Annotated in this window: 27 protein-coding genes; 21 read left to right on the plus strand and 6 right to left on the minus strand. The window is 35.5% G+C overall.

Features of this window, described 5'->3' with window-relative positions; genetic code table 11:
- Positions 1 to 15: 15 nt before the first annotated feature.
- Positions 16 to 753 (minus strand): hypothetical protein, encoded by a 738-nt coding sequence (locus JML65_RS02540; RefSeq protein WP_202269813.1) that lies wholly within the window; start codon positions 751 to 753, stop codon positions 16 to 18.
- 3 nt (positions 754 to 756) lie between these two features.
- Positions 757 to 1,719, minus strand: coding sequence for a Gfo/Idh/MocA family protein (locus tag JML65_RS02545; protein WP_047486142.1), 963 nt, complete (start codon positions 1,717 to 1,719; stop codon positions 757 to 759).
- Between the two features lie 125 nt (positions 1,720 to 1,844).
- On the opposite strand from JML65_RS02545, the gene JML65_RS02550 reads away from it, so the two are divergent.
- From JML65_RS02550 to JML65_RS02590, 9 genes are all read left to right on the plus strand, one after another.
- Positions 1,845 to 2,495, plus strand: a complete 651-nt coding sequence (locus JML65_RS02550) for a protein-L-isoaspartate(D-aspartate) O-methyltransferase (RefSeq protein ID WP_047486138.1) — start codon at positions 1,845 to 1,847, stop codon at positions 2,493 to 2,495.
- Between the two features lie 178 nt (positions 2,496 to 2,673).
- Positions 2,674 to 2,937, plus strand: coding sequence for a prevent-host-death protein (locus JML65_RS02555; RefSeq protein ID WP_202269814.1), 264 nt, complete (start codon positions 2,674 to 2,676; stop codon positions 2,935 to 2,937).
- Between the two features lie 70 nt (positions 2,938 to 3,007).
- Positions 3,008 to 3,991 carry a 2-hydroxyacid dehydrogenase gene (locus JML65_RS02560; RefSeq protein ID WP_202269815.1) on the plus strand — a complete coding sequence of 328 codons (984 nt, stop codon included), beginning with the start codon at positions 3,008 to 3,010 and terminating at the stop codon, positions 3,989 to 3,991.
- Positions 3,992 to 4,043: 52 nt separating this feature from the next.
- Entirely contained in the window at positions 4,044 to 4,334 is a 291-nt protein-coding gene (locus JML65_RS02565) for a hypothetical protein (RefSeq protein ID WP_047486134.1), read from the plus strand.
- A gap of 408 nt (positions 4,335 to 4,742) precedes the next feature.
- Positions 4,743 to 5,180, plus strand: coding sequence for an endonuclease domain-containing protein (locus tag JML65_RS02570; protein WP_202269816.1), 438 nt, complete (start codon positions 4,743 to 4,745; stop codon positions 5,178 to 5,180).
- 344 nt (positions 5,181 to 5,524) lie between these two features.
- Positions 5,525 to 7,510 (plus strand): urocanate hydratase, encoded by a 1,986-nt coding sequence (locus JML65_RS02575; protein WP_047486132.1) that lies wholly within the window; start codon positions 5,525 to 5,527, stop codon positions 7,508 to 7,510.
- 15 nt (positions 7,511 to 7,525) lie between these two features.
- The gene (locus JML65_RS02580; protein WP_202269817.1) at positions 7,526 to 8,068 is read left to right on the plus strand and encodes a Crp/Fnr family transcriptional regulator; all 543 of its coding nucleotides are present in this window, start codon (positions 7,526 to 7,528) and stop codon (positions 8,066 to 8,068) included.
- Between the two features lie 54 nt (positions 8,069 to 8,122).
- Entirely contained in the window at positions 8,123 to 8,884 is a 762-nt protein-coding gene (locus tag JML65_RS02585) for an MBL fold metallo-hydrolase (protein ID WP_202269818.1), read from the plus strand.
- A 41-nt stretch (positions 8,885 to 8,925) separates the two neighbouring features.
- A complete protein-coding gene (locus tag JML65_RS02590; protein ID WP_202269819.1) occupies positions 8,926 to 9,699 on the plus strand; it encodes an NAD-binding protein in 774 nt (257 codons plus the stop codon).
- Between the two features lie 79 nt (positions 9,700 to 9,778).
- On the opposite strand, the gene JML65_RS02595 is transcribed toward JML65_RS02590, so the two are convergent.
- Positions 9,779 to 10,078 (minus strand): hypothetical protein, encoded by a 300-nt coding sequence (locus JML65_RS02595; protein WP_202269820.1) that lies wholly within the window; start codon positions 10,076 to 10,078, stop codon positions 9,779 to 9,781.
- A 292-nt stretch (positions 10,079 to 10,370) separates the two neighbouring features.
- Here JML65_RS02595 and JML65_RS02600 point away from each other — a divergent pair, with 292 nt between their 5' ends.
- The 4 genes from JML65_RS02600 (at position 10,371) to JML65_RS02615 (ending at position 12,438) form a co-directional block, all read left to right on the plus strand.
- Entirely contained in the window at positions 10,371 to 10,967 is a 597-nt protein-coding gene (locus tag JML65_RS02600) for a hypothetical protein (RefSeq protein WP_202269821.1), read from the plus strand.
- 89 nt (positions 10,968 to 11,056) lie between these two features.
- Positions 11,057 to 11,602: a Crp/Fnr family transcriptional regulator gene (locus JML65_RS02605; protein WP_084087746.1), complete on the plus strand. Its 546-nt coding sequence runs from the start codon at positions 11,057 to 11,059 to the stop codon at positions 11,600 to 11,602.
- A 43-nt stretch (positions 11,603 to 11,645) separates the two neighbouring features.
- Positions 11,646 to 12,035, plus strand: coding sequence for a tautomerase family protein (locus tag JML65_RS02610; protein WP_202269822.1), 390 nt, complete (start codon positions 11,646 to 11,648; stop codon positions 12,033 to 12,035).
- A gap of 1 nt (position 12,036) precedes the next feature.
- Positions 12,037 to 12,438, plus strand: a complete 402-nt coding sequence (locus tag JML65_RS02615; RefSeq protein WP_202269823.1) for a cupin domain-containing protein — start codon at positions 12,037 to 12,039, stop codon at positions 12,436 to 12,438.
- 113 nt (positions 12,439 to 12,551) lie between these two features.
- Here the strand turns inward: JML65_RS02615 and tpx are convergent, their stop codons facing one another.
- Positions 12,552 to 13,052, minus strand: a complete 501-nt coding sequence (tpx, locus tag JML65_RS02620) for a thiol peroxidase (protein ID WP_373866358.1) — start codon at positions 13,050 to 13,052, stop codon at positions 12,552 to 12,554.
- A gap of 243 nt (positions 13,053 to 13,295) precedes the next feature.
- Between tpx and JML65_RS02625 the strand changes: the two genes are divergently transcribed.
- From JML65_RS02625 to JML65_RS02645, 5 genes are all read left to right on the plus strand, one after another.
- Complete coding sequence (locus tag JML65_RS02625) at positions 13,296 to 14,924, plus strand: NADP-dependent glyceraldehyde-3-phosphate dehydrogenase (RefSeq protein ID WP_202269824.1); 1,629 nt, start codon at positions 13,296 to 13,298, stop codon at positions 14,922 to 14,924.
- A 158-nt stretch (positions 14,925 to 15,082) separates the two neighbouring features.
- Positions 15,083 to 15,592 (plus strand): RNA polymerase sigma factor, encoded by a 510-nt coding sequence (locus JML65_RS02630; RefSeq protein ID WP_084087737.1) that lies wholly within the window; start codon positions 15,083 to 15,085, stop codon positions 15,590 to 15,592.
- Between the two features lie 11 nt (positions 15,593 to 15,603).
- Complete coding sequence (locus tag JML65_RS02635) at positions 15,604 to 16,422, plus strand: hypothetical protein (protein ID WP_202269825.1); 819 nt, start codon at positions 15,604 to 15,606, stop codon at positions 16,420 to 16,422.
- A 286-nt stretch (positions 16,423 to 16,708) separates the two neighbouring features.
- On the plus strand, positions 16,709 to 17,203 hold the full coding sequence (locus tag JML65_RS02640) for an RNA polymerase sigma factor (RefSeq protein ID WP_047486109.1): 495 nt from the start codon (positions 16,709 to 16,711) through the stop codon (positions 17,201 to 17,203).
- Between the two features lie 29 nt (positions 17,204 to 17,232).
- Positions 17,233 to 17,823, plus strand: coding sequence for a hypothetical protein (locus JML65_RS02645; RefSeq protein ID WP_047486108.1), 591 nt, complete (start codon positions 17,233 to 17,235; stop codon positions 17,821 to 17,823).
- Between the two features lie 38 nt (positions 17,824 to 17,861).
- Here JML65_RS02645 and JML65_RS02650 read toward each other — a convergent pair whose 3' ends face one another.
- Positions 17,862 to 19,400: a S41 family peptidase gene (locus JML65_RS02650; protein WP_202269826.1), complete on the minus strand. Its 1,539-nt coding sequence runs from the start codon at positions 19,398 to 19,400 to the stop codon at positions 17,862 to 17,864.
- Between the two features lie 172 nt (positions 19,401 to 19,572).
- On the opposite strand from JML65_RS02650, the gene JML65_RS02655 reads away from it, so the two are divergent.
- The gene (locus JML65_RS02655; protein ID WP_202269827.1) at positions 19,573 to 20,670 is read left to right on the plus strand and encodes an MBL fold metallo-hydrolase; all 1,098 of its coding nucleotides are present in this window, start codon (positions 19,573 to 19,575) and stop codon (positions 20,668 to 20,670) included.
- Here JML65_RS02655 and JML65_RS02660 read toward each other — a convergent pair whose 3' ends face one another.
- Positions 20,671 to 20,958: a GNAT family N-acetyltransferase gene (locus JML65_RS02660; protein WP_047486103.1), complete on the minus strand. Its 288-nt coding sequence runs from the start codon at positions 20,956 to 20,958 to the stop codon at positions 20,671 to 20,673.
- Between the two features lie 511 nt (positions 20,959 to 21,469).
- Between JML65_RS02660 and JML65_RS02665 the strand changes: the two genes are divergently transcribed.
- Together JML65_RS02665 and JML65_RS02670 are read left to right on the plus strand one after the other, a co-directional pair.
- Positions 21,470 to 21,934, plus strand: a complete 465-nt coding sequence (locus JML65_RS02665; RefSeq protein WP_047486361.1) for a hypothetical protein — start codon at positions 21,470 to 21,472, stop codon at positions 21,932 to 21,934.
- Positions 21,935 to 22,052: 118 nt separating this feature from the next.
- On the plus strand, positions 22,053 to 22,958 hold the full coding sequence (locus JML65_RS02670) for a helix-turn-helix domain-containing protein (protein WP_047486102.1): 906 nt from the start codon (positions 22,053 to 22,055) through the stop codon (positions 22,956 to 22,958).
- Positions 22,959 to 23,029: the final 71 nt, after the last annotated feature.

The raw sequence follows: 23,029 nt of genomic DNA on the forward strand, positions 1-23,029 counted from the left end.
GGAATATGTTAGAATTTAATCATAATAAATGGTGACATTAAAATAAGAGTCCACATTCAGTCCATTTATTTTGCCGGAAATCCATTGAGTCTGTAAAACAAAATCTTTTAATTGTTTGTTGAATTGTTTTTCAAATATATTATTTTTTTTGTTTTGAAAATGACTTTTTACTGATAAATCTTTAATTCCTCCGTTTTTACTGATGATAAAAGAGCAGGAAGTGTAAGAGTCAAAATCATTGTTTTTACCAATATATTTTGCAGGGGAAGGGTAGCGTGAAAAATAATCTGTTTCAATTTTCTCAAATTGATGATCTGCTGTAGAATTAGGATAACGTGATACTTTGTCACAATGTTCATAAGAAAAAATTTCTTCAGGATGATTTTTTGCAAAATCTTGCTTTGCAATATACCGTAGAGAATCGATGAAATTTTCCCCGAACTTTTTCTCAATGAGCCTGTTCATCTCAATTTCTCCACAATTTTCATACCTCTCGTTAGGACTTGGGATACAGGTTATATGAAGTATTTTTGTTTTGATCTGATTTTGATTCAGACGTTGTATGAACTCTTGCTCGCCAAGATAGTCATAGCCCTGTCCGGAAAAAACAGTCCATGTATAATTTTGATAATTGAATTGATTCTGAGCCTGCTTTTTTTGATCATTACAATCTATCTCGTAACCATTTTTCTTCTGATTACAAGATAGTATTGTAATAGCTGCTAATGTAAACAAAGCAGATTTTATTTTCATTCTTTAACTGATCAGTCTTACGATCTCTAAAGCGACTTTTAATGCCTCAGTTCCGTCCTCAAGAGAAACTTCCACATTTTTATCACCTGTAATAGCATCTGCAAAAGAATTTAATTCATCCAAAATGGCATTATTGGGTTCAATGTTGGGATATTCAAAAAGGATCTGATTTTTTTCTCCATCTGCATTTTCAATAATCATATCAAATGGAGTAGGGTTTTCAGGAGCATCTTTCATTCTGATGACTTCAGCTTTTTTCTCCAGAAAATCAACAGAGATATAAGCATCTTTCTGGAAGAATCGGCTTTTTCTCATAGCTTTCATAGAAATTCTTGAAGTGGTAAGGTTGGCCACACATCCATTTTCAAATTCTATTCTGGCATTGGCGATATCCGGAGTCTTACTCACCACACAAACACCACTTGCATGGATGTTTTTTACCTTGGATTTTGCCATACTCAATAAAATATCCAAATCGTGGATCATAAGGTCCAAAACCACAGAAACATCCGTTCCTCGCGGATTAAACTCTGCCAGTCTGTGGATTTCAATAAACATTGGATTTTTGATATATTCTTTAGTGGCAATAAAAGCGGGATTGTATCTTTCAACATGTCCTACCTGTGCTTTAATGTTGTTTTCAAGACATAATCGTAAAATCTCTTCTGCCTGCTCAAGCGTTTGTGTAACAGGTTTTTCAATGAAGAAATGCAGTTTTTTTTCAATGGCTTTTAAAGCATAATCATAATGATAAACCGTTGGTGTAACAATGTCCAGCATATCAATCTGGCTCAGTAATTCCTCAAAATTTTCAAAATATTTATATCCGAATTCGGCCTCTATTTTTTTTCCGTTTTCAACATCTTTATCGTGGAAACCTACAAGCTCATATCTATCTGATTGATTAAGAAGTCTTAAATGTATTTTCCCCAAGTGTCCGGCACCTACCAAACCTGCTTTTAACATAGTTGTAATATATTTTTGTAAAGATAAGAAAGAAGTTAGATTGTAGAAGCCAGAAATTAGTTTTTTGTGGATAATTCTTTGTGGGAATCTCTGAAATCTAATTTCTAATTTATTACTTTTGTCAAATGCAGGATTCGTTTGTACATAAAGGAAAAAGAAAGATTTTAGTTGAATATCTTCAACGGAGAATTGGAATTTCAGATGAAAATGTACTCCGGGCAATGAGTGAAGTTCCGAGACACCTTTTTATCGAAAGCATTTTTGAAGATTTTGCCTATGAAGACCGGGCTTTCCCGATTCTGGCACATCAGACCATTTCGCACCCTTCAACGGTAGCGGAACAGTCGGAATTGCTACAGGTAAAAGCAGGAGAAAAAGTACTGGAAATAGGTACGGGATGCGGATATCAGACCGCTGTCTTACTGGCAATGAAGGCCCATGTATATACTGTGGAAAGACAAAAAGACCTTTTTGATTTCTCTAAAAAGAAACTTAGGGAGATGCACTTGTTTCCAAAATTTCAAAGCTTTGGTGATGGTTTTGCAGGACTTCCAACGTTTGCTCCTTTTGATAAAATCATTGTGACCTGTGGGGCATCAACCTTACCTACAGAATTGTTGAAACAATTGAATGTAGGCGGTAAAATGGTTATTCCTCTGGGACCAACAGACGAACAGGTATTGTATAGATTTACAAAAATAGGACCTACTGAGTTTGAAAAAGAAGAATTTGGAGCTTATAAATTTGTTCCTATGCTGGGAAGCACCAATCAATAAGAGAAATGGAAGTAAGAGGAGATGTCTTACCTCTCAATTTTATACCATTTAATCAAATAGAAACGGACCTTAGTCCGTTTTTTTATGCAATACAATGCATGAAAATTTAAAATATTTTAACGCATTTCGGAATGAAAATTGGACTTCTTTAGAACCTAATCACTTAAATCTTATTATTATGGACACGAATAGATTCAAGGCATCACACGATTTCAGTAATCTTCAGAAAAATTTGCATAATAACCCGGGATATAGTGTAGAAAGCTATTCTCAGCAAGTAAAAGATTACCTCAACGAGATGAAAGGTAAGAATCAGGAAGCAACCCAACAAGGTTTTATGTCTCACGCGCAGAAATCAGCAAAAGAAGTTTGGGAGGAGATTCAGGAAATGGCTTCAGAAGCCGGGGAGAAAAATAAAAACCATACGGATGAAAAGAAATAATTTTTAATATTAAAGTTTGACCTTACTTGTAGCAGAGTGAGGTTTTTTATGTAAACTAATAAACGATATAATGAAAGTTTTTGTAAATAAAAGAATTCCTGAAATAGGGATCAAACTACTGGAACAGGAAGGATTGGAGGTAGTATTTCCAAAGAATGAAGTCCTTTCTCATGAAGAATGGCTAAGCTACTGCCGGAATGCAGATGCACTCTTAAGCATAGGAAATGATTTTAAATATAATAGGGAATTTTTTGAAGCATGTTCCAATGTTAAAGCAATAGCTCTATATTCGGTAGGGTTCGATCATGTGGATATCAAAGAGGCGACTCACAGGCATGTTCCTATAGGCAATACACCTGATGTGTTGAGCAGAGCTACTTCCGATGTGGCTTTTTTACTGATGCAGTCGGTAGCAAGAAGGGCAAGTTACAATTTTCAGAAAGTAAAAGAAGGAAAATGGGAAGGCTTTGATCCCTTACATGCTTTAGGACAGGAGCTGTATGGAAAAACTTTGGGAATCTTAGGATTAGGGAGGATAGGTTTTGAAATGGCTAAGAAATCTCAAAAAGCCTTTGATATGGAAATCATCTATCATAACCGCCACCGAAATGAAGAAGCGGAAAAAGAGTTGGGAGCAGCGTATGTTTCTTTTGAAGAACTCATTAAAAGATCTGATGTATTGAGTATTCATGCTAATTTTACTCCCGAACAGAAAGATCTCTTTAACAGTTCTGTTTTTGAGAAAATGAAGTCTAATGCTATTTTTATCAATACAGCAAGGGGAGGTTTCCAAAATGAAAAAGACCTGTACGAAGCACTGGCCTCAAAACAGATCTGGGGAGCCGGCTTAGATGTTACCAATCCGGAACCTATGTCTGAAAAGAATCCCCTTTTGGAACTTTCAAGTGTCTGCGTACTGCCACATATCGGTTCTGCCACTATAGAAGCCCGAAACGGAATGGCAAGGCTGGCTGCCGAAAATATTATTGCCTTTTCAAGAGGAGAAAAAATGCCACATTGTGCCAATCCTGAAGTTTATTCTGATACTATATAGCAACTTGGAATTATTTTTGTTCTTATGATATAAACAATAAAACCTAAACATTATGGCACCTGAAAACAATATTAATGAACAGAATAAAAGGCTGGAAAGCATGGACTATGATCCCAACGAAGATATATTTAACAAGGAAAAACATATTTCGCTCGATGGAGACGGAAATCCTATATTAAATGAAGAGGATGATGATAAAATTGATAAAGGACTGGATATCCCCGGAGTTGAAGATGATGACGATATGGAAGAAATAGGAGCGGAAGATGAAGAAAATAACTATTGGAGTCTCAGTGACAATCAGGACGATCATGAAGAAGAAAACGATGATGTCTTAACTTAAGTTTTGAAACCCAAAATACTAACCTTACTGATTTTCAGTGAGGTTTTTTATTTTTATACTCAACACTTCATTTTCCAGGAAAGAAATTCCCCTCCTCCGGAGGGGTGGCTTCGACTGAAAGGAGAAGACGGGGTGGTAAGAAAGATTACCATAGTTTATTATTCTGAATTATGGAACCACCCCGTCTTCCAAAATTCTGTGAATTTTGAAATCCACCCCTCCAGAGGAGGGGAATCTGAGTGTTTTATTTCAATATGTGTAGCAGATATATCTTGTCGTCTTAATTCCGGTAAGATTTTTTATTTTTATACTCAATACTTTGTTTTCCAAGAAAGATATTCCCCTCCCTTGGAGGGGTGGCTTCGACTGAAAGGAGAAGACGGGGTGGTCAAACAAAAAAACACATTAATGGAACAAATTCTAACACACATACGGAACATTCCGATTCAGAGGAATTTCGTGGAAAATTTACCCTTTAATCCTCATTTAATAATCTTACTGAAAGAAAAACGGAAAGCAGGCATTCTTGGAGAAGTACTTTTTTGGAAAAAAGTTCATGCGAGAGTATTTCACAATATTGATTTTGACAGACAAAGAATTATTGGGAACTATATTGTTGATTTCTATGTGAAAGCATTAGGATTGGTCATTGAAATTGATGGTTCAAGTCATGATGAGAAAGAAGTTTATGACGGAATCAGACAGGAATATTTAGAGTCTTTAGGACTGTTGGTTTTCAGGGTAGATGATTTTGATATCAGAAATAACCTTAGTGTAGTGATGAGAGAGCTCGAAGAATTTATTATTCTGAATTATGGAACCACCCCGTCTTCCAAAATTCTGTGAATTTTGAAATCCACCCCTCCAGAGGAAGGGAATCGGAGTGTTTATTTCAATATGTGTAGCAGATATAGCTTGTCGTCTTAATTCCGGTAAGATTTTTTATTTTTATACTCAACACTTCGTTTTCCAGGAAAGAAATTCCCCTCCCTTGGAGGGGTGGCTTCGACTGAAAGGAGAAGACGGGGTGGTCAAAAGTATACAAGAGATAATAGATGTAGCAAATCTAGTCTTTCACGCTTTTACTTTACCCTTATTCAGCTTTTCCCCTGTTTTGTTGCAGATATTTTATAATTTGAATATCTTTAAAACTTCAAACATTGTTTAAACATAGAACTTTAAATAGCAATATGACATTTCAAGAACAAATACAACAAGGTATACCTAATCAGCTGCCACAGCCAAAACCATACGAAACAAATATTAACCATGCTCCGAAGCGTAAAGAAATTCTAGGGGAAGAAGAAAAAAAACTGGCATTGAAGAATGCCTTACGTTATTTCGATCCCAAGTTTCATGCAGCATTAATTCCTGAGTTTAAGCAGGAGCTGGAAGACTACGGAAGAATCTATATGTATCGTTTCCGTCCGGATTATGAAATGAAGGCGAGGCCGATTAGTGATTATCCTGGAAAATCTGAGCAGGCAAAAGCAATCATGCTGATGATTCAGAATAACCTGGATTATGCGGTAGCTCAGCATCCACATGAACTGATCACTTACGGTGGAAATGGTGCTGTGTTTTCAAACTGGGCACAATATCTTCTGACAATAAAATATTTGTCTGAAATGACGGATGAGCAGACCTTAGTGATGTATTCAGGACACCCGATGGGATTGTTCCCATCCCATAAAGATGCTCCAAGAGTGGTCGTGACCAACGGAATGATGATTCCGAACTACTCAAAACCGGATGACTGGGAGAAATTCAATGCACTGGGGGTAACTCAGTACGGCCAGATGACAGCAGGAAGCTATATGTATATTGGTCCACAGGGAATTGTTCATGGGACAACAATTACTGCTTTAAATGCTTTCAGAAAAATAAATAAAGAACCTCAGGGAGGACTTTTTGTAACTTCAGGTTTAGGAGGTATGAGCGGTGCTCAGCCAAAGGCTGGAAATATTGCAGGATGCGTTACCGTATGTGCGGAAGTGAATCCAAAGATTACAAAAATACGCCACGACCAGAAATGGGTGAATGAAATTCATGAAAATCTGGATGAACTGGTACAAAGAGTAAGAGAAGCTCAGCAGAATAAAGAAGCTGTTTCTTTGGCCTATCTTGGAAATATCGTTGATGTCTGGGAGAAATTTGATGAAGCAGATTTAAGAATTGATATCGGTTCAGACCAGACTTCACTTCACAATCCATGGGCTGGAGGATATTATCCGGTAGGACAAAGTTTTGAGGAATCGAACAGAATGATGGCTGAAGATCCTGAGTTATTCAAAGAGAAAGTACAGGAAACTTTAAAGAGACATGCTGCAGCCATCAATAAGCATACAAAGAAAGGTACTTATTTCTTTGATTACGGAAATGCCTTCTTACTGGAAGCCTCCAGAGCAGGAGCAGATGTAATGGCTGAAAATCCAACATTGGGAAGAGAGTTTAAATATCCTAGTTATGTCCAGGATATTATGGGGCCTATGTGTTTTGACTATGGTTTTGGACCGTTCCGTTGGGTATGTACCAGCGGAAAACCGGAAGATCTGCAGAAAACAGATACTATTGCCTGTACAGTATTGGAAGAAATGATCAAAAACTCTCCTGAAGAAATTCAGCAGCAGATGAAAGATAATATCCAGTGGATCAAGGGAGCTCAGGAAAACAGATTAGTAGTAGGTTCCCAGGCAAGAATCCTGTACGCAGATGCAGAAGGAAGAATGAAAATTGCTGAGGCTTTCAATAAAGCGATTAAAAATGGAGAGATCGGACCCGTAGTATTGGGAAGAGATCATCATGATGTATCAGGAACAGATTCTCCTTACAGAGAAACCTCCAATATTTATGATGGTTCCAGATTTACAGCGGATATGGCGATTCATAATGTTATTGGTGACAGTTTCCGTGGTGCTACCTGGGTTTCTATTCACAATGGAGGTGGTGTAGGCTGGGGAGAAGTAATCAACGGAGGTTTCGGAATGTTGTTGGATGGAAGTGACGATGCAGACAGAAGATTGAAATCTATGCTGTTTTGGGACGTTAACAACGGAATCTCAAGAAGAAGCTGGGCAAGAAATGAAGGCGCTATGTTTGCCATTAAAAGAGCAATGGAAATAGAGCCGAACCTGAAAGTGACGCTTCCTAATCTTGTAGATGAAAACTTATTATAAATAATATACATACCATTGGCAACTATTAATAAAAAACTGTTTTCACACCTTAATGTAGAGGATGATGATCCTGTTTGGGAAAAATTTGCCAGGGTTGAATTTTCAAAAAAAAACAGATTTCCGGACAATAAAGCCTTTCTTGTAGAAGAGGGGCTGGTCCGGAAATTTTATATCAATACAACATCGGATATCGATACTGAAATATCCGCAGAATTCTTTTTTGCCGGTGATATTTTCACTGTGGAAGAAAAAGGATCTGGTGTTGTCTATGAATCTTTAGATAGAGGGCTTGCCTGGGAAATCACTTTGGAAGAGGTGAAAGAAATGTTTGCCGTTAACCCTGAGTGTCGTTTTGTTCAGAATTACTACCTGAGCAGGAAGCTGAATGCAGCCATGAAAAGGGAAATGCTTTTGCTGAAAAATACTCCACAGGATCTCTACGAATACTTATTAAAAAGTAAACCTCATTACATTCAGCATATTCCCCTGAAATATCTGGCGTCTTATATCGGGATTACTCCGATTTCTCTGAGCCGGATCAGGAAGAGAATTAATTAACTTTTGTTTATTGTTTGACCTTCCATAAGTCTTTTCCTTTGTTGAAAAAAGAATATGGAAATACAAAAATTAAACTGGGCAGGAATAAAACTGATATCTGAAGATAAAACAATTTTAATTGATGCAGTGGAAGACTTTTCTTATTACAAACCTGTGTTAGGGGAGGCTGTAGACGAAGTGATCAGGTTTACAGATGAGGTAGAGGCGGATTATATCCTATTTACCCATATGCATCTGGATCATTTTGATAAAAGTGTTTTGAAAAAATGTCTGAAAAAGGAGGGAAAACTGATTGTATATTCAGGATTAGAGCCTGTTGTCAGAAAGGTGATGGATGATATTGAGATGGTCGTTCTGGATCTGAATGAAACCTTCACAGAAAACAATATTACCTTTAAGCCCGTATTTGCAATGGATGGAGTGGGAGAGATCCAGAGCTCATGGATTGTAGAAGATCTGCACACGAAGATTCTTCATGGTGGAGATACGATCTGGCATAATCAGTTCTGGAAATTGGGACAGGAAAATAAGAATATAGACTATGCATTTTTGCCGGCCAATGGGGTTGTGGTGAATTTTGAAATGATAGGATTGGAATACAGCCCGGTACCTGCTTCACTCAATCTGAAAGAAGCTTTTGCCGCGGCACATCTGTTACATGCCCGAAAGCTGGTTCCTATACATTACGGATTATTTGCCCATGAGAAATTTTATATTCCTGAGCTATTTGACCAGGAGGATTTACAAAAAACTTCCAAGGACGTAGGGCAGAAATATCTTGTTCTGAAAGATGGAGAGGTATTGATGGATTCATAGACTGTCATTTGTTTTTAACAAACAGACTAATACATTAAAAAATGAAAAAAATAGGAATTATAGGTTGTGGTTGGCTAGGCAGTCATATTGCAGAGAAATTATCCGGGCAATATGAGATTTTTGCAACGACCACATCAGAGTCTAAAATAGAAGATTTATCTGCTAAAGGATACCATGTGACACAGGTCAGCTTTCCGGACGATGATATATCCGAAACAATGCAGGAATGGGCTATGGCACCAGAGCTGGATGCGGTAATCATCACGGTTCCGTTTTCGGGGATAAGGGGTGCTGAAATTCCGTTGCATGAGAGAGCTCAGAATTTACTGGCATTTCTTGGGGATTATAAAGGCCAGGTCTACCTGATGAGCTCTACGGGAGTTTATCCGAATGCTGAAAAAGAATTTACAGAAGAAGACCGTCCAGCAGATGAGGTTCCAAGCGAGAGCATTATAAAAATTAGATTTCCAGAGGTTAATATTTTGAGACTGGCGGGATTAATGGGAGACCAGAGATTGCTTAAGAATTATAATATATCCAATCTGGATCTGTTGGTCAACCATATTCATTATGCAGATATTTGTTCAGTGGTTGAAAAAATGCTGAAGAATCAATCCCAATCCAAAGTTTATAATGTGGTGGCACCTGTGCATCCTAACAAAGAAGAGATTATCAATGCACAGAAAGATCTGCCGTATTCAGGTGACCGTACTACCCAGGGTAGAACAATATCTCCCTCAAAATTAATTTCAGAACTGGATTTTGAATTTCAATATCCGGATCCACGATATTTTCATCTTACGACTGGTTCCTAATGATGATGTTTTAAAAAAACAGAAACCTGCCGTGAGGCAGGTTTTTTTATTCAATTTTCATGTATATGTCGCTGTATTTTTAATCCTGATAGTCTATGATTTCATATGCAATTTGTTCTTTCTCTAGGTAGATTTTCAACGCATCAAGATCTGTCCACACATAAGAAGAACTATACTGGCAGATATAAATGCCGTCATTTTCAAAAATAATACTGATATTTGGTAGTTGACCAGTGTTTTCTGCATGTCTGAAATCCCGGAACAGCTGATTGGCATATTCATATTTTTTCTCAAAAAGATCAGAGCTTTCCAGCAAATCCTGAATTTCTGCAGTCTGTTTCTCTGTAAGCTTTGCTTTTAATTTATATTCAAATCCCATTTTAATCACTTCTGTATTCGCAATTTACCAATAATAAAAATGAATGTTTACCCTTTTTTGTTGGAAGAACGCATTTCCCAATGAAGAATAGTAACTTCTTTGATCTTTGCTGGTTGTTTTACCCCTTCTTCTCCTTTCATTCGAATCTACCTCTCCGGAAGAGGAGCATTTCTTTCTTAGAAAACGAGGTTTTGGGGTATAAAAAATGTACTGCATTTGAGCGTGAAAGATATAGTTACTATTCTTTTCCAACCTTTTCTATCCTCAGAGCATCTGTATAAGAAAAGATCCTATGAAAATTACCATACCAAAACCCTGTCATGAAAACTGGGGAAATATGCCCCCTGAGGAGAAAGGAAGATTTTGTTCCGTTTGTTCTAAAACAGTCAGAGATTTTAGAAGTTCTTCTGATGAAGAAATTATGAATGCTTTTTCCGGTCCTTCCGAAAATATTTGTGGAAATTTTAATGAATCACAGCTTAACAGGGAATTACAATATTCTTTTGTCAATTCACTTTTTGCAAAATTTGCGGTTGGTTTTATTTTGACAACAGGAGGATTTGTTTCCGTCAGTGCACAGCAACATATAAAGAATGATACTGTAGAAATAGCAGAATTAAAAGATGTGGTAATGCCTGAAGTGCGAAAAGACAGTATAGCCCGTGGACGGATGAGACTTGGAGGAGGGAAAGTAATTAATCGGAAAGATATTGAACCGGTATATATTGTAGATGGAAAAATAATTGATTATAAATCATTTTCATCCCTTGATCAAAACTCAATTAAAGACATGAAAATTGTAAAAGGCGATGAAGCAACTGCTTTATATGGTGAGAAAGCTAAAAATGGAGTAATTGTGATTAGCACTAAAAAGAAAATAAAGAAATAACAGTAAACTTTGAAATAATATTTAAACTTTTGATTTTACTATGAAACAAATAAATTTTTAAATAAATTGTATCCTAGATTTATAATACTATGCTTTCAGCTGAAACTTTAGAAAAAATAATAAACATTAGCCATACAATTGCTTTAAAACGCAATGATTATTTTGTAAAAGAAAATGAGATTTGTAATTATGTAGGCATTGTGAAAAAGGGTACTCTATATTCTTATTTTGAAGATTCGGAAGCCAATATGCTTGTCAATGAATTATATAATGAGCAATCTATTATAACATCATACAGAAGTTTTTTAACTGGGATTCCATCACCTGCTTTTATAAAAGCCTATTCGGATACAGAAATTTATGTAATTGAAAAAAAAACATACAATGAATTGATACAACATCAGGAATGGAGTTTGATATTTAAAGAAATTGCAGACGAATTATTTATTAATAAATGTTTTAAAGAAACTTCATTAATTAAATTAAAAGCCAGAGAACGTTATTTAGCATTAATACATGAAAGAACTCGTCTGGAACAGTATTTTCCTCAACATCTTATAGCTTCTTATCTTAAAATTCGTCCCGAAACTTTATCGAGAATTAAAAGTCTTGACATACATCAAGATAATAAGTAATTATTCTTTCTGATTTTTGTATTGTAACAAAATAATAAATACAATGCCTTTAGTAAGAATTACTTTATCCGAAAACTATACTGAGGAAGAATGTAACCAAATTTCTCAGGCCATTCATTTAGCATTAATCGAAGATTTTAATATTCCAACTGATGATTATTTTCACATCGTTGAGAGAGTGAAGCCTCCTCAGCTGTTTTTTCCAACCCAATATTTGGGAGTGAAACACGACCAGGGAATTCTGTTTCTTAAAATTATTGCAGCTATTGGTAGAAGCAAGGAGCAAAAAGAAAAACTGTATAAAAATATAGTTTTAAAAATTTCGGAATCTACCAAGATAAATCCACAAAATATAATCATTACTTTGCTGGAAAATTCAAAAGAAAACTGGTCATTCGGCAATGGTGAAATGCAAAACTTTAGTCATATATAAGATGCTGGAGATTGTAAATGCTAAGCAATTGTTGGAAAACAGTCTTGAAGACCAAATGATGAATCAAAAAGTAGTTTTCCTTACAGGTGACGATGATAATTCTTTTTTTATTATAGAATTACATAAAGATCAAACACTACCGGGGCACTATCATAAAGAAAAAATCGAGATATATTATATTCTGGAAGGTGAAGCTGAAATTATAACGGCTCAATTTGAGGATGGGAAAATGATGGATCGATTCGTCCAAAGTGTTAAAAAAGGAGATACTTTTTCTATAACACCTTATAAGGTACATCAAATTACAAACACAGGAACAGAAGTACTTCAGATTTTAGCTATTGCACCCAAAAGTCATAGTGCAGAAGATCGGTACTTCGTCTCCTTACATAATGAAGAATAATGAGAGCTCCAATAATTATAATAGCTGCCGTTTTATCGTTGTGATAACTGATATAATTAAAATCTCCGGCGATCGAAGATCGCCGGAGATTTTTTAATATTTTAAAGTAAAAATTAATTTTTTACAGCTGCAATAGCTGCTTCATAATTAGGTTCCTGAGAAATATCCGGTACCTGCTCTTCATAAATAATATTTCCTGAAGGATCAATCACTACAACAGCCCTGCTGAGAAGTCCTTTCATAGAAGATTCTATCATTTCTACCCCATAATTCCATCCAAAATCTGAACGGAAATCCGAAAGCATCACCACATTGTTGATCCCTTCAGCTCCACAGAATCTTTTTTGAGCAAAAGGTAAGTCTTTGGAAATACAAAGAACTACCGTATTGGGAAGATTTCCTGCCTCCTCATTGAAATGATGAACAGATGCTGAGCAAACTCCCGTGTCCACACTTGGAAAAATATTCAGGATCACATACCTTCCTTTATAAGCATCCAAGCTCTGGTCATTCATATTAACATCCGTAAGGGTGAATTTGGGTGCCGGTTTGTGTACATCCGGTAACTTGGAATAAGTACGAACTGGCGTTCCTTTTAACAAAACAGTATTGATGGCTTTAGATTTTTGAGCAAAACCAATTGCTGAGAAAAAGAACAACGTACTGAAAACTATTTTTGAAAACATTGAAAATTTATTTTTAACAAAAATATTGTTTTTTTCAGTTAGCTGGGTTAATTTTCATTCAAACAGCTTGCAAATAGAACAAATCTATTAAACCATAGATTCTAAAATCGTTTTTTACATCTACCTTTATTCTTCAAAAATTACATTCAAATTATTAAAATTTTAGAAAATATGAACTCGAACAGCACATCGTCATTTCAGGATATTTTTAAAAGTGAAAATGAAATTCCCGAAGAATATAAAGTTCCCGAGATCTATCAGAAGGAATATCTGCTTAATGGAGAACTGGTAGAATGGAAAGGAGAAATGCAGAATATTTATTCACCGGTTTGTATTCCTACAGAAAACGGATTGGAAAGGAAGCTGCTGGGAAGTATTCCGAATATAGGACCGGCAGAAGCAATGGAAGTTCTTGATGCCTGTGTAAAAGCATATAATAACGGATTAGGAGAGTGGCCTACCATGTCTGTGGAAGGAAGAATAAAATGTATGCAGAAATTCGTATACCTGATGATTCAGCAGCGTGATCTGGTCATTAAATTACTCATGTGGGAGATTGGGAAAACCTTGGCTGATTCTACCAAAGAATTTGACCGTACCGTAGATTATATCAACCAGACGATTGATGCATTAAAAGATCTTGACAGGGAGTCTTCCCGTTTTCAGCAGGCTGAAGGAACGATCGCGCAGATCAGAAGAGCACCATTGGGTGTTGTTTTGAGTATGGGGCCGTTCAATTATCCTTTGAATGAGATTTTTACTACACTGATTCCTGCCCTGATCATGGGAAATACAATCTTATTTAAGTTACCGAAACATGGAGTACTGGCTCATTATCCTCTGTTGAAAGCATTTAAAGAAGCTTTCCCAAAAGGAACCGTGAACACGCTGTATGGAAAGGGTTCGGAAATCATCACTCCGATTATGGAAAGCGGAAAGGTGAATGTACTGGCTTTCATTGGTTCCAGTAAAGTAGCGAATGGATTGAAGAAATTACATCCGAAAGTTAACCGTTTACGGGCTATTCTAAGCCTGGATGCTAAAAATGCCGCTATTGTTACTAAACATGCTAACCTTGACGTGGCCGTGAGTGAATGTATTCTGGGGGCACTTTCCTTTAACGGACAACGTTGTACTGCATTAAAACTGATATTTGTTCAGAAAGAAATTGCAGCAGAGTTTACGGCCAAACTAAGTGAGGCTGTTTCTGCTCTAAAGCCGGGACTTCCCTGGGAAAAAGATGTAAAGGTAACTCCACTTCCTGAAGTGAATAAACCTCCTTATTTAAAAGAATGTATTGATGATGCATTGGCAAAAGGAGCATCAGTTTTAAATATACAGGGAGGCTATACCGAAGAATCTTTTGTATTCCCGGCGGTGGTTTATCCTGTGAACAGTGAGATGAAACTGTATCATGAAGAACAATTTGGACCTATAATTCCTGTAGTACCGTTTGAAGAGATTGAAGAACCTATAGAATATCAGGTGAATGCTTCTCATGGGATGCAGGTGAGCATTTTCAGTGAAGATCCACAGGAAGTTTCCAGACTGATTGATCCATTTGTGAATCTTGTAAGCCGTGTTAACATCAATTGTCAGGCACAGCGTGGACCCGATGTTTTTCCTTTTACCGGAAGAAAAGACAGTGCCGAAGGTACACTTTCTGTTTTTGATGCCCTTCGCTCATTCTCTATAAGATCCCTGGTAGCAGCAAAACTTACAGAATCCAACAAAGAATTACTCAATACTATTGTTAGAGATCATGATTCCAACTTTTTAAGCACAGATTATATTTTCTAGATGAAATTCTGATCCTGATTTAACATAAAATAAAAATCCTTAATAAACTTCTTTATTTTTTAAGGATTTTTTAACTTAAAGGCTGGAATTTTAGTTTTTGTGTTATATGAAAGTTGCATTTTTGTTGAAATGTTACTTTAAGGATTAGTTTGTAAATCATGTCTTCACTGGAAAAAGAATTTTTAGAGAAAATTGAAAAACATAAAGGTGTTATTTTCAAGATCTCTAAAATGTATATGGATAACTGGGACGACCAGAATGATCTTTATCAGGAGATCATTTACCAGGCGTGGAAATCATATGGAGATTTCCAGAGAAGGAGTGATTTCTCTACATGGTTGTATAGAACTGCGCTTAATACGGCTATTGTATTTCTGAGAAGTGAAAAAAAGCGTAGTTTTATCAGGAACCAAAATGTGGATGGGTTAGGGGCTCAGCAGGAGCCTTATAATGATACAGATGACCAGAATATGAAGATGATGTATGAAGCGATTCATCAGCTGAGTCCAATTGATAAAGCTTTGATCTTTTTCTTTTTGGAAGATTTTCCCGGAAAAGAAATAGCCCTTCAATTAGGAATTACCGAAGTGAATGCAAGAGTAAAACTTAAAAGAGCAAAAGCGAAATTAAAAGAGATTATTGGTAAACAGCAATCTGGTTCAAATTAAACCGTAATAACATGGAGCTAGACAATTTTAAAGATCTTTGGAGTAAAGATAACAGGCAGGAACCGCCTGAAATTTCTTTGGAAAAACAGCGGGAGATCCATTCTCCGCTGCAAATGTTGAAAATCAATATGAAAACTGAATTTTGGCTGATGGTTATTACATTGCCTATGCTATTGACCAGTTTTCCTTTTGCTTCTCCTGATTCTAATATTAAAACGATATCCACTTTCGTCACTGTTTTGACGGTTGCTTTTATTGTTTATTTTTACTCCCGTTTTCTTATACTTTACAAATTATTACAAAAAAACAGTATCAATACCAATTATGATCTTTTTAATTTAAAAGCTCAGCTTTTAATATCAAAGGAAATTTATATTTCATACTATATCTCCTATATCCCGCTGGCCTTCCTTTTATCTCTGATTAAAGTTAATTTCCATTTCGATATGGAGTATAACCTGGCTATTTTCGGGATCAGTTTTCTCATTACCCTTTTACTGGTCTTTTTTATTATCAAATACTGGATCTATTATATGTATGGAAGATATATAGAAGATGTTATACAGCTGATCGATGAGCTTAACGGAATAGATGGCGTTCCCATAGCGGTAAAGAAGAAAAAATCGTGGTTTGAACGTTCTCAGAGATTTTTTATGAACAAGTTTGGAATTAAAGGGAACATTCTGAATACAGTAATTTGGTTTGTATCAGTCTATATATTCATTATTTTGTTTTTGACGCTTGTTCTTTTTGTCTTTATCATTATAGGTGCAAAACTTGATTTTATTAATGTGAATACCCTGCAAAAAGCTTTAGACCGGCTGAATTAACGTTTTTTCTCTCTGAAATCAATAAATGGTAAGTGTTATAAATCAATGTATTAAGGTTTTTATGGTAGATTTTTAGAAAAAAAATGTAACATTTTCGTTTTTTTTCTACTAACTGTGAAAATTATTATTTCGGACAAGATACTATTGGAACAAATAGCTATTGAGTAAGATTAAAAAACACACACAATGAGGCACCTGACAGAATTTCTGTCAGGTTTTTTTATTTTTTTCTAAATTTCTGTAACATTTTTTTTAAACCGAAACTAACTCTGTAGACTAACAAGCTATGGCCCCACTAGAGCAAGAGTTTTTGAATAAGATAACAAAACATAAAGGAATCATTTTTAAGATTTCTAAGATGTATATGTCTGAAAAAGAAGACCGGGATGATCTTTTTCAGGAAATTACATACCAGCTCTGGAAAGCATATCCCAGCTTTCGCGGGCATAGTGAATTTTCAACCTGGCTCTACAGGATTGCTTTAAACACCGCTATTATTTTCCTTAAATCTGAGAAAAGAAGAAGTTTTATTACTAATAATGACTTTTCCAATTATATCATAGCCCAGGAGGAGTATGACTATCATAAAGAGGAAAGATTAGCTAAAATGTATAAAGCCATTCATCAGCTGAATCCTATTGATAAAGCTTTTATTTTTTATTATCTGGAAGATTTTTCAGGAAAAGAAATCGCTGAACAGATGGGTATTTCTGAAGGAAACGTAAGGGTGAAAATGAACAGAGCAAAAAATAAACTTAAAGATATTTTAGGCTCAAATTAAATTTAAATAATCATTAAATCAACAAACCAATGAATATAGACGAATTGAAAAATACCTGGAATGATGATATTACAGAGGAGACCCCGGAGATAAGCATTGAGCAAAGAAATAAAATTAATCTTCCACTTGAAAAAATGCGTAAAAATATGCGTCAGGAGTTTTGGTGGATAATAGGGATTTTTATTTTTGCCTTTATGGTTTGCTCGGTATGCCGACCTTTTAAGCTTCAGTTGTATATTACCGTATTAATTGCTTCTATGCTTATTGTCACGGTTTTCTTTTTTAGTAAATTTTTTAAACTTTACAATGAGATAAGCAATACGGAACTGAAGACCTATGATGCCCTGAAAGATCTGGTTACCCAGTTTAATTTAAATAAACAGTATTACCTTTCTTATTATATCAGTTTTGCTCCTTTTCTGGTGTGCGAAATACTTATCGTCCTGGAGTTTATCCCCTGGCCTAAACCTTTAAGCGAGACAAAAATTGCCGTTATATTGATAGGCTCGGTCATTATAGGGTTATTTGTATTGTTTTTATCCGGAAGACTGTGGTTTCACCGTTATTATGGAAGGCATATCCAACGTATTGAAGGTCTTTTAAATGAATTAAAGAAATAAAATGACTTCGGCGGGCTGAAAGCCCGCCGAAGTCATTTTTACTGGGAAGATTTTTCTTTTTCCAGATTTATTTCATTCTTTATCCAGTCTAGCTGCGGATCTTTTTTATCAATAATATCCTGCATGCTTTCTTTAATGACGATATCGGGGGTTACTCCTTTCTTACTGTCCTGGAAGTCGATATTCGGCTGTACAAGAAGTAATCCTATAGGAAACTTTATTTGGCTATTGGGAAGTTGCTGGTAAGAATAAAATCCTGCCACCGTTCCATCGTTGGCACCTCCTGTTTCTTCCCCAATCAGGGTTGCCCTCTTATCACTTTTAAGTTTTGCTGTAATGATAGAGGAGGCCGAAAAACTTCCTCCGTTGATCAGTACAAAAACCTTTCCGTTGAAAGCTTCTTTATTAGGTTTGGTAGGTTTGTCTACCTTCATTTTATAGAAGGTCTTTCCATCCTTTTTATAAGTACTGAAAGCCTGGGCAAAAAAGTAACTGGGATAGGCAATACTTTTGAAGGCATATTCTAAAGGCGTACTTTTCCTGAAATAATTGGTTCTTAAAGGAGTTGTTTTCGAAGTCACCTGAGACGGCTTTATTAGCGTAAAAGGTTTGTCGGTCAAATAAGAATACAGATTATTGATCTCGTGAAGAGAACCTCCATAGTTGTTGCGGACATCAATGATAAGATAAGGAGACTTGGCATTTTTTATTTTAGCAAAAGTTTCCTTGTAAAATTTATCAGAATAATCCCGGGAAAAACTTTTTACCTGTAAGTAAGCAATACTGCTGTCTTTATCCAGGAATTTAAAACTCCTGTTATAAGAATTGCTGGCAGCTACATAATCATTGACCTTCTTTTCCTGAGTCCTCTTTTTCATTTCCTTATCCTTATCAAGATCAGTTTCTGATTTGGATTCCCTGGTTAATGTATATGTGTGTTTTTCACCTTTATAAAGTGTTTCGATAGTGGCTGTATTAGAAAGACCGTTTTCTGCAGTATAAAAGTTAAAAAACAGATCCTTTAAAAAATAAGAGTGAAAGGTGGTATTGTATCCGTCACTGCTGATCAGACTTCTGTATTTTTTGATATAGTCTGAAACCGCAATATTGTCAATCGTTACAATTTCCGTTCCCGGTTTGATATCTTCGATAGCATCTTTATTTTGAACAATATACATATGGTCATCATCGATATAGTATTCAAAACGGCTGAACAACCCTTTTGTATGTTCTAGTTTTTTGATTTCCTGCTTTGTAAATTTCTTTCTGGGAATTCTTAAAGAAAGATGCCCTTCACGTATACTTGCAATGACAGGCTGGAATTTGAAATAAAACTGAAGGGGAGTAAGAGGTTCGGTAATAGTTTGCTTAAGGCTGTCAAATTTATAGTCCAGTTCCTGTTTAGGGATATACCAGTATAACTGAGGATGCATCTGCTGAAGCTTTGAATAAGCATAGTCTACATCTTCTTTAAGCTGTTCCGGAGGAATGCATGAAGCTCTTTGTTCGTTATGTTTTCTGATAGAAGAACATGACGATAATAGAACTAAAAGCAATATTGCCGAATAATTTTTCAATGTCTTTGAGTTTTTTTAAGCTGCTAAAATAGAAAGATTTAAATTAATCATCACTTAAATGAATGATAAATTTTTGGATTGACTTTATAAATTTAGTTAAAAAAATAGAGCTTTATTACTTATATTTTTATTTAAAATGAAAAGTCAATACATTTGATCTTTATTATAACAGATGATGTATTGGATTATTATAGGGATAGCTGTACTGCTTGCTGTTTTTTATGTAGTGATCAATGGGAAAGCCTTTGGAGCTGTACCCAAAGGAAAACGGCTGGAGCGTATCAAAAAATCAAAACTTTACAGAAAAAAACAATTTCAGAATATCAGCCACACTCCATCAATTGCTGAGGGCTACAAAATGTCAAAAGTTACTTATGACTTTTTTCTGGGTAAGAAAGATCCTTTACTAAAGCCCCTGAAAGATATTCCTTCCATTCATACAGATTTAAAAAGCATTGATAAAAATCAGGATGTAATGGTCTGGCTGGGACATTCTTCCTATTATCTGCAGATTGATGGAATTTCTTTTTTAATTGATCCGGTGCTCAGCTTGTATGGATCACCCTTTAAATATTTCAATAAAGCCTTTAAAGGAGCTGATGTTTTTAAGCCGGAAGATATTCCCGAGCTGGATTATCTGATTATTACCCATGATCATTTTGATCACCTGGATTATCCTACTGTTAAATCTATTAAAGACAGAACAGGTATGGCTATTGTACCACTTGGCATAGGAGCACATTTGGAAAGATGGGGATATCCGGAAAATAAACTTATTGAAGAAGAATGGGGTACTGAGATTAAACTAAAAAATAATGCTACAATCATCTTCACTCCGGCAAGACACTTTTCCGGGAGAAGAATAAAACAGAATGATACACTCTGGGCATCTTATGTGCTGATAACCCCAACGAAAAAGATATTCTTAGGAGGTGACAGTGGGTACGACTCTCACTTTAAAATGATAGGAGAGAAATATGGACCTTTTGACTATGCCATTCTTGAAAATGGGCAATATGGTGAAGCATGGAGATATATTCATACTTTACCTGAAGACGTAATTCAGGCGAGTATTGACGTAAAAGCAAAACATATTATTCCGGTACATGCTGCTAAATTTGCATTGGCTCTTCATCCCTGGAACGAACCCTTACAGAAAATAACAAGTCTTGGAAAAGAAAAAAACTTATCTATCCTTACTCCAAGAATTGGAGAGGTCGTTGATCTGAATCAATCAGATCATCAGTTTAGCGCGTGGTGGGAAGACTGATTATGCATGCCAGATATCTTTATACCTTGCAGGATGATTCTCAAACTGCTGACGTACAAAATCACATTCCGGGTCTACCAGTAAATCTTTTTCTTCCGCATACCGTACCAATTCATCCAATAACAGCTTGGCATATCCCTGGCCTTCGCGTGCTTCATCAAGCTTGGTATAATATACGATCAGTAACCTTCCGTCGATCTCTATGGACATATAACCCACTTTTTCTTCATCAATGAGGAGCTGCAATTCATCCTGATAAGGAGATACTTCAAATTTTATATTTTCCATAATTACTGAGATTTAGTTGATAATGGCTTTAAGAGAACGATAAAAAACATTCTCTCTCTTAAAATTACAAATTTAAATGATATGAAATAACATATTTTTGGAATCTTAACGAATTTTATAAGTGATGGATTTAAAGAATAAAGAATAAAGAATAAAGAATAAAGTATAAAGTATAAAGTATAAAGTATAAAGTATAAAGTATAAAGTATAAAGTATAAAGTATAAAGTATAAAGTATAAAGTATAAAGTATAAAGTATAAAGTATAAAGTATAAAGTATTTTTGCTAAACTCCAATCTGCAGCCTCCGGTATTTACCCATAATCTCTGTTTAAGAAAAAAAATCCGAAGAAAATTACATTTTTTTTGATGATCGAATGATAATGGCAGGTAAAATATGTAAAAGATAATCAGTGGTTTACGATTTTCATTAACAAACATTGGGAATTAAAGTTAATAATTGGCACTTTAATTGACTTTGTCATTATGTTTAATTTAAAAGGGGATAATAAAATGAAAAAATTTTTGTTAACAGCATTTTTAATCGGGACCTTCAGCATGAGTTATGCTCAGTCCGATTATTATAATGATTATAGAAGAAGTATTAGTGATATTAATTGGCAGACTGTCGTAGCAGATCTGTTACTTTCCACCACGCAAGCCAATCAGGTTTATGCTTTAAATGACCGATATCGTGATTATAACTCATGGAATAAGGTATATGTAGTAGAGCCCGGAAGATGGCGAGGAGAAAGATACTCGGAACTGGAGAGAATACTTGGAAGAGAAAAGTATATTGTATTTAAAAAGAAATATTATAGAGGACAAAATCCTGTGATGGTATATGGACGTAAAAATGATGTGAAAAAATACCGTAAACAACAGGAGAAGTATTATAAAAATCAGGAAAAATACTACAAAAAACAAAATAAACATGGTCATGGAAACGGGCACGGACATGATGATGAATGGGATTAGACCATTATCAATTATATATATTCACTTTAAGTGGCTGGCAGCAATGCCAGCCATTTTTATTTTATGAATATAGATTGTTTTTATAGATATATTGGTTTGAATTTTATAATTTTGATATATGGAATCCAAAGAATCATTAGAGGGGTTTTATGAAAGAAACTCTTCCAATCTGGGGCCGCAGCAGGTGGGACCTCGTGGTATGGGACATTTCAATGTAGCCTCACGGGAATATTGTGCAGTATTGACTCCCTACAGCAGAAGAGATTATTATAAAATCTCATTGATTATAGGAAAAGGAAGACTTCACTACGCAGATAAATGGATTGAGATAGACCGCCCGGCATTATTATTTTCGAATCCTATTGTTCCCTATTCCTGGGAGTCACAGGATGAGAATCAGAAAGGGTGGTTCTGCCTCTTTACAGAAGAATTTTTGCAAAATGGTAACCGTCTGGGAAATCTTCAGGATTCTCCTCTTTTCAAAATTGGAGGAACTCCGGTTTTCTTTGTGGAAGAAGAGCATCAAAAGATACTCTCTGATCTATATAGAAAAATGATGGTAGAGATTCAGTCGGATTATGTTCATAAATACGATATGCTTAGAGCTTATCTTTATCTGATGATTCATGAAACAATGAAAATGAATCCTGCAGAAAGTTTTGAACCTTATCAGAATGCTTCACAAAGAGTAGCCTCCTTATTTATGGAACTTCTGGAAAGACAGTTTCCAATTGACAGTCCTGGGGCATATCTGAAATTGAAAACCCCCAATGATTATGCCCGGAGTCTTTCCATTCATGTGAATTCACTGAACCGTTCTGTAAAAGAGATTACCGGAAAGACAACCAGCCAGCAGATTACAGCAAGAGTTGTGCAGGAAGCCCATGCTTTATTGAAGCATACAGACTGGAATATTGCAGAAATCGCTTATGGACTGGGCTTTGAAGAACCAGCTTATTTTACCAATTATTTTAAAAAACAAACCGGACTTACTCCGAATACCTTAAGAATGAATCCTGTTTGAATTTTATAATTCTTAGTTTGAATTATATATCACAGATGCTGTTTCTATGTTCTAATTTTGTCTTATAAAAT

It is taken from the genome of Chryseobacterium sp. KMC2, assembly GCF_016756935.1.
GTDB lineage: Bacteria > Bacteroidota > Bacteroidia > Flavobacteriales > Weeksellaceae > Chryseobacterium > Chryseobacterium rhizosphaerae.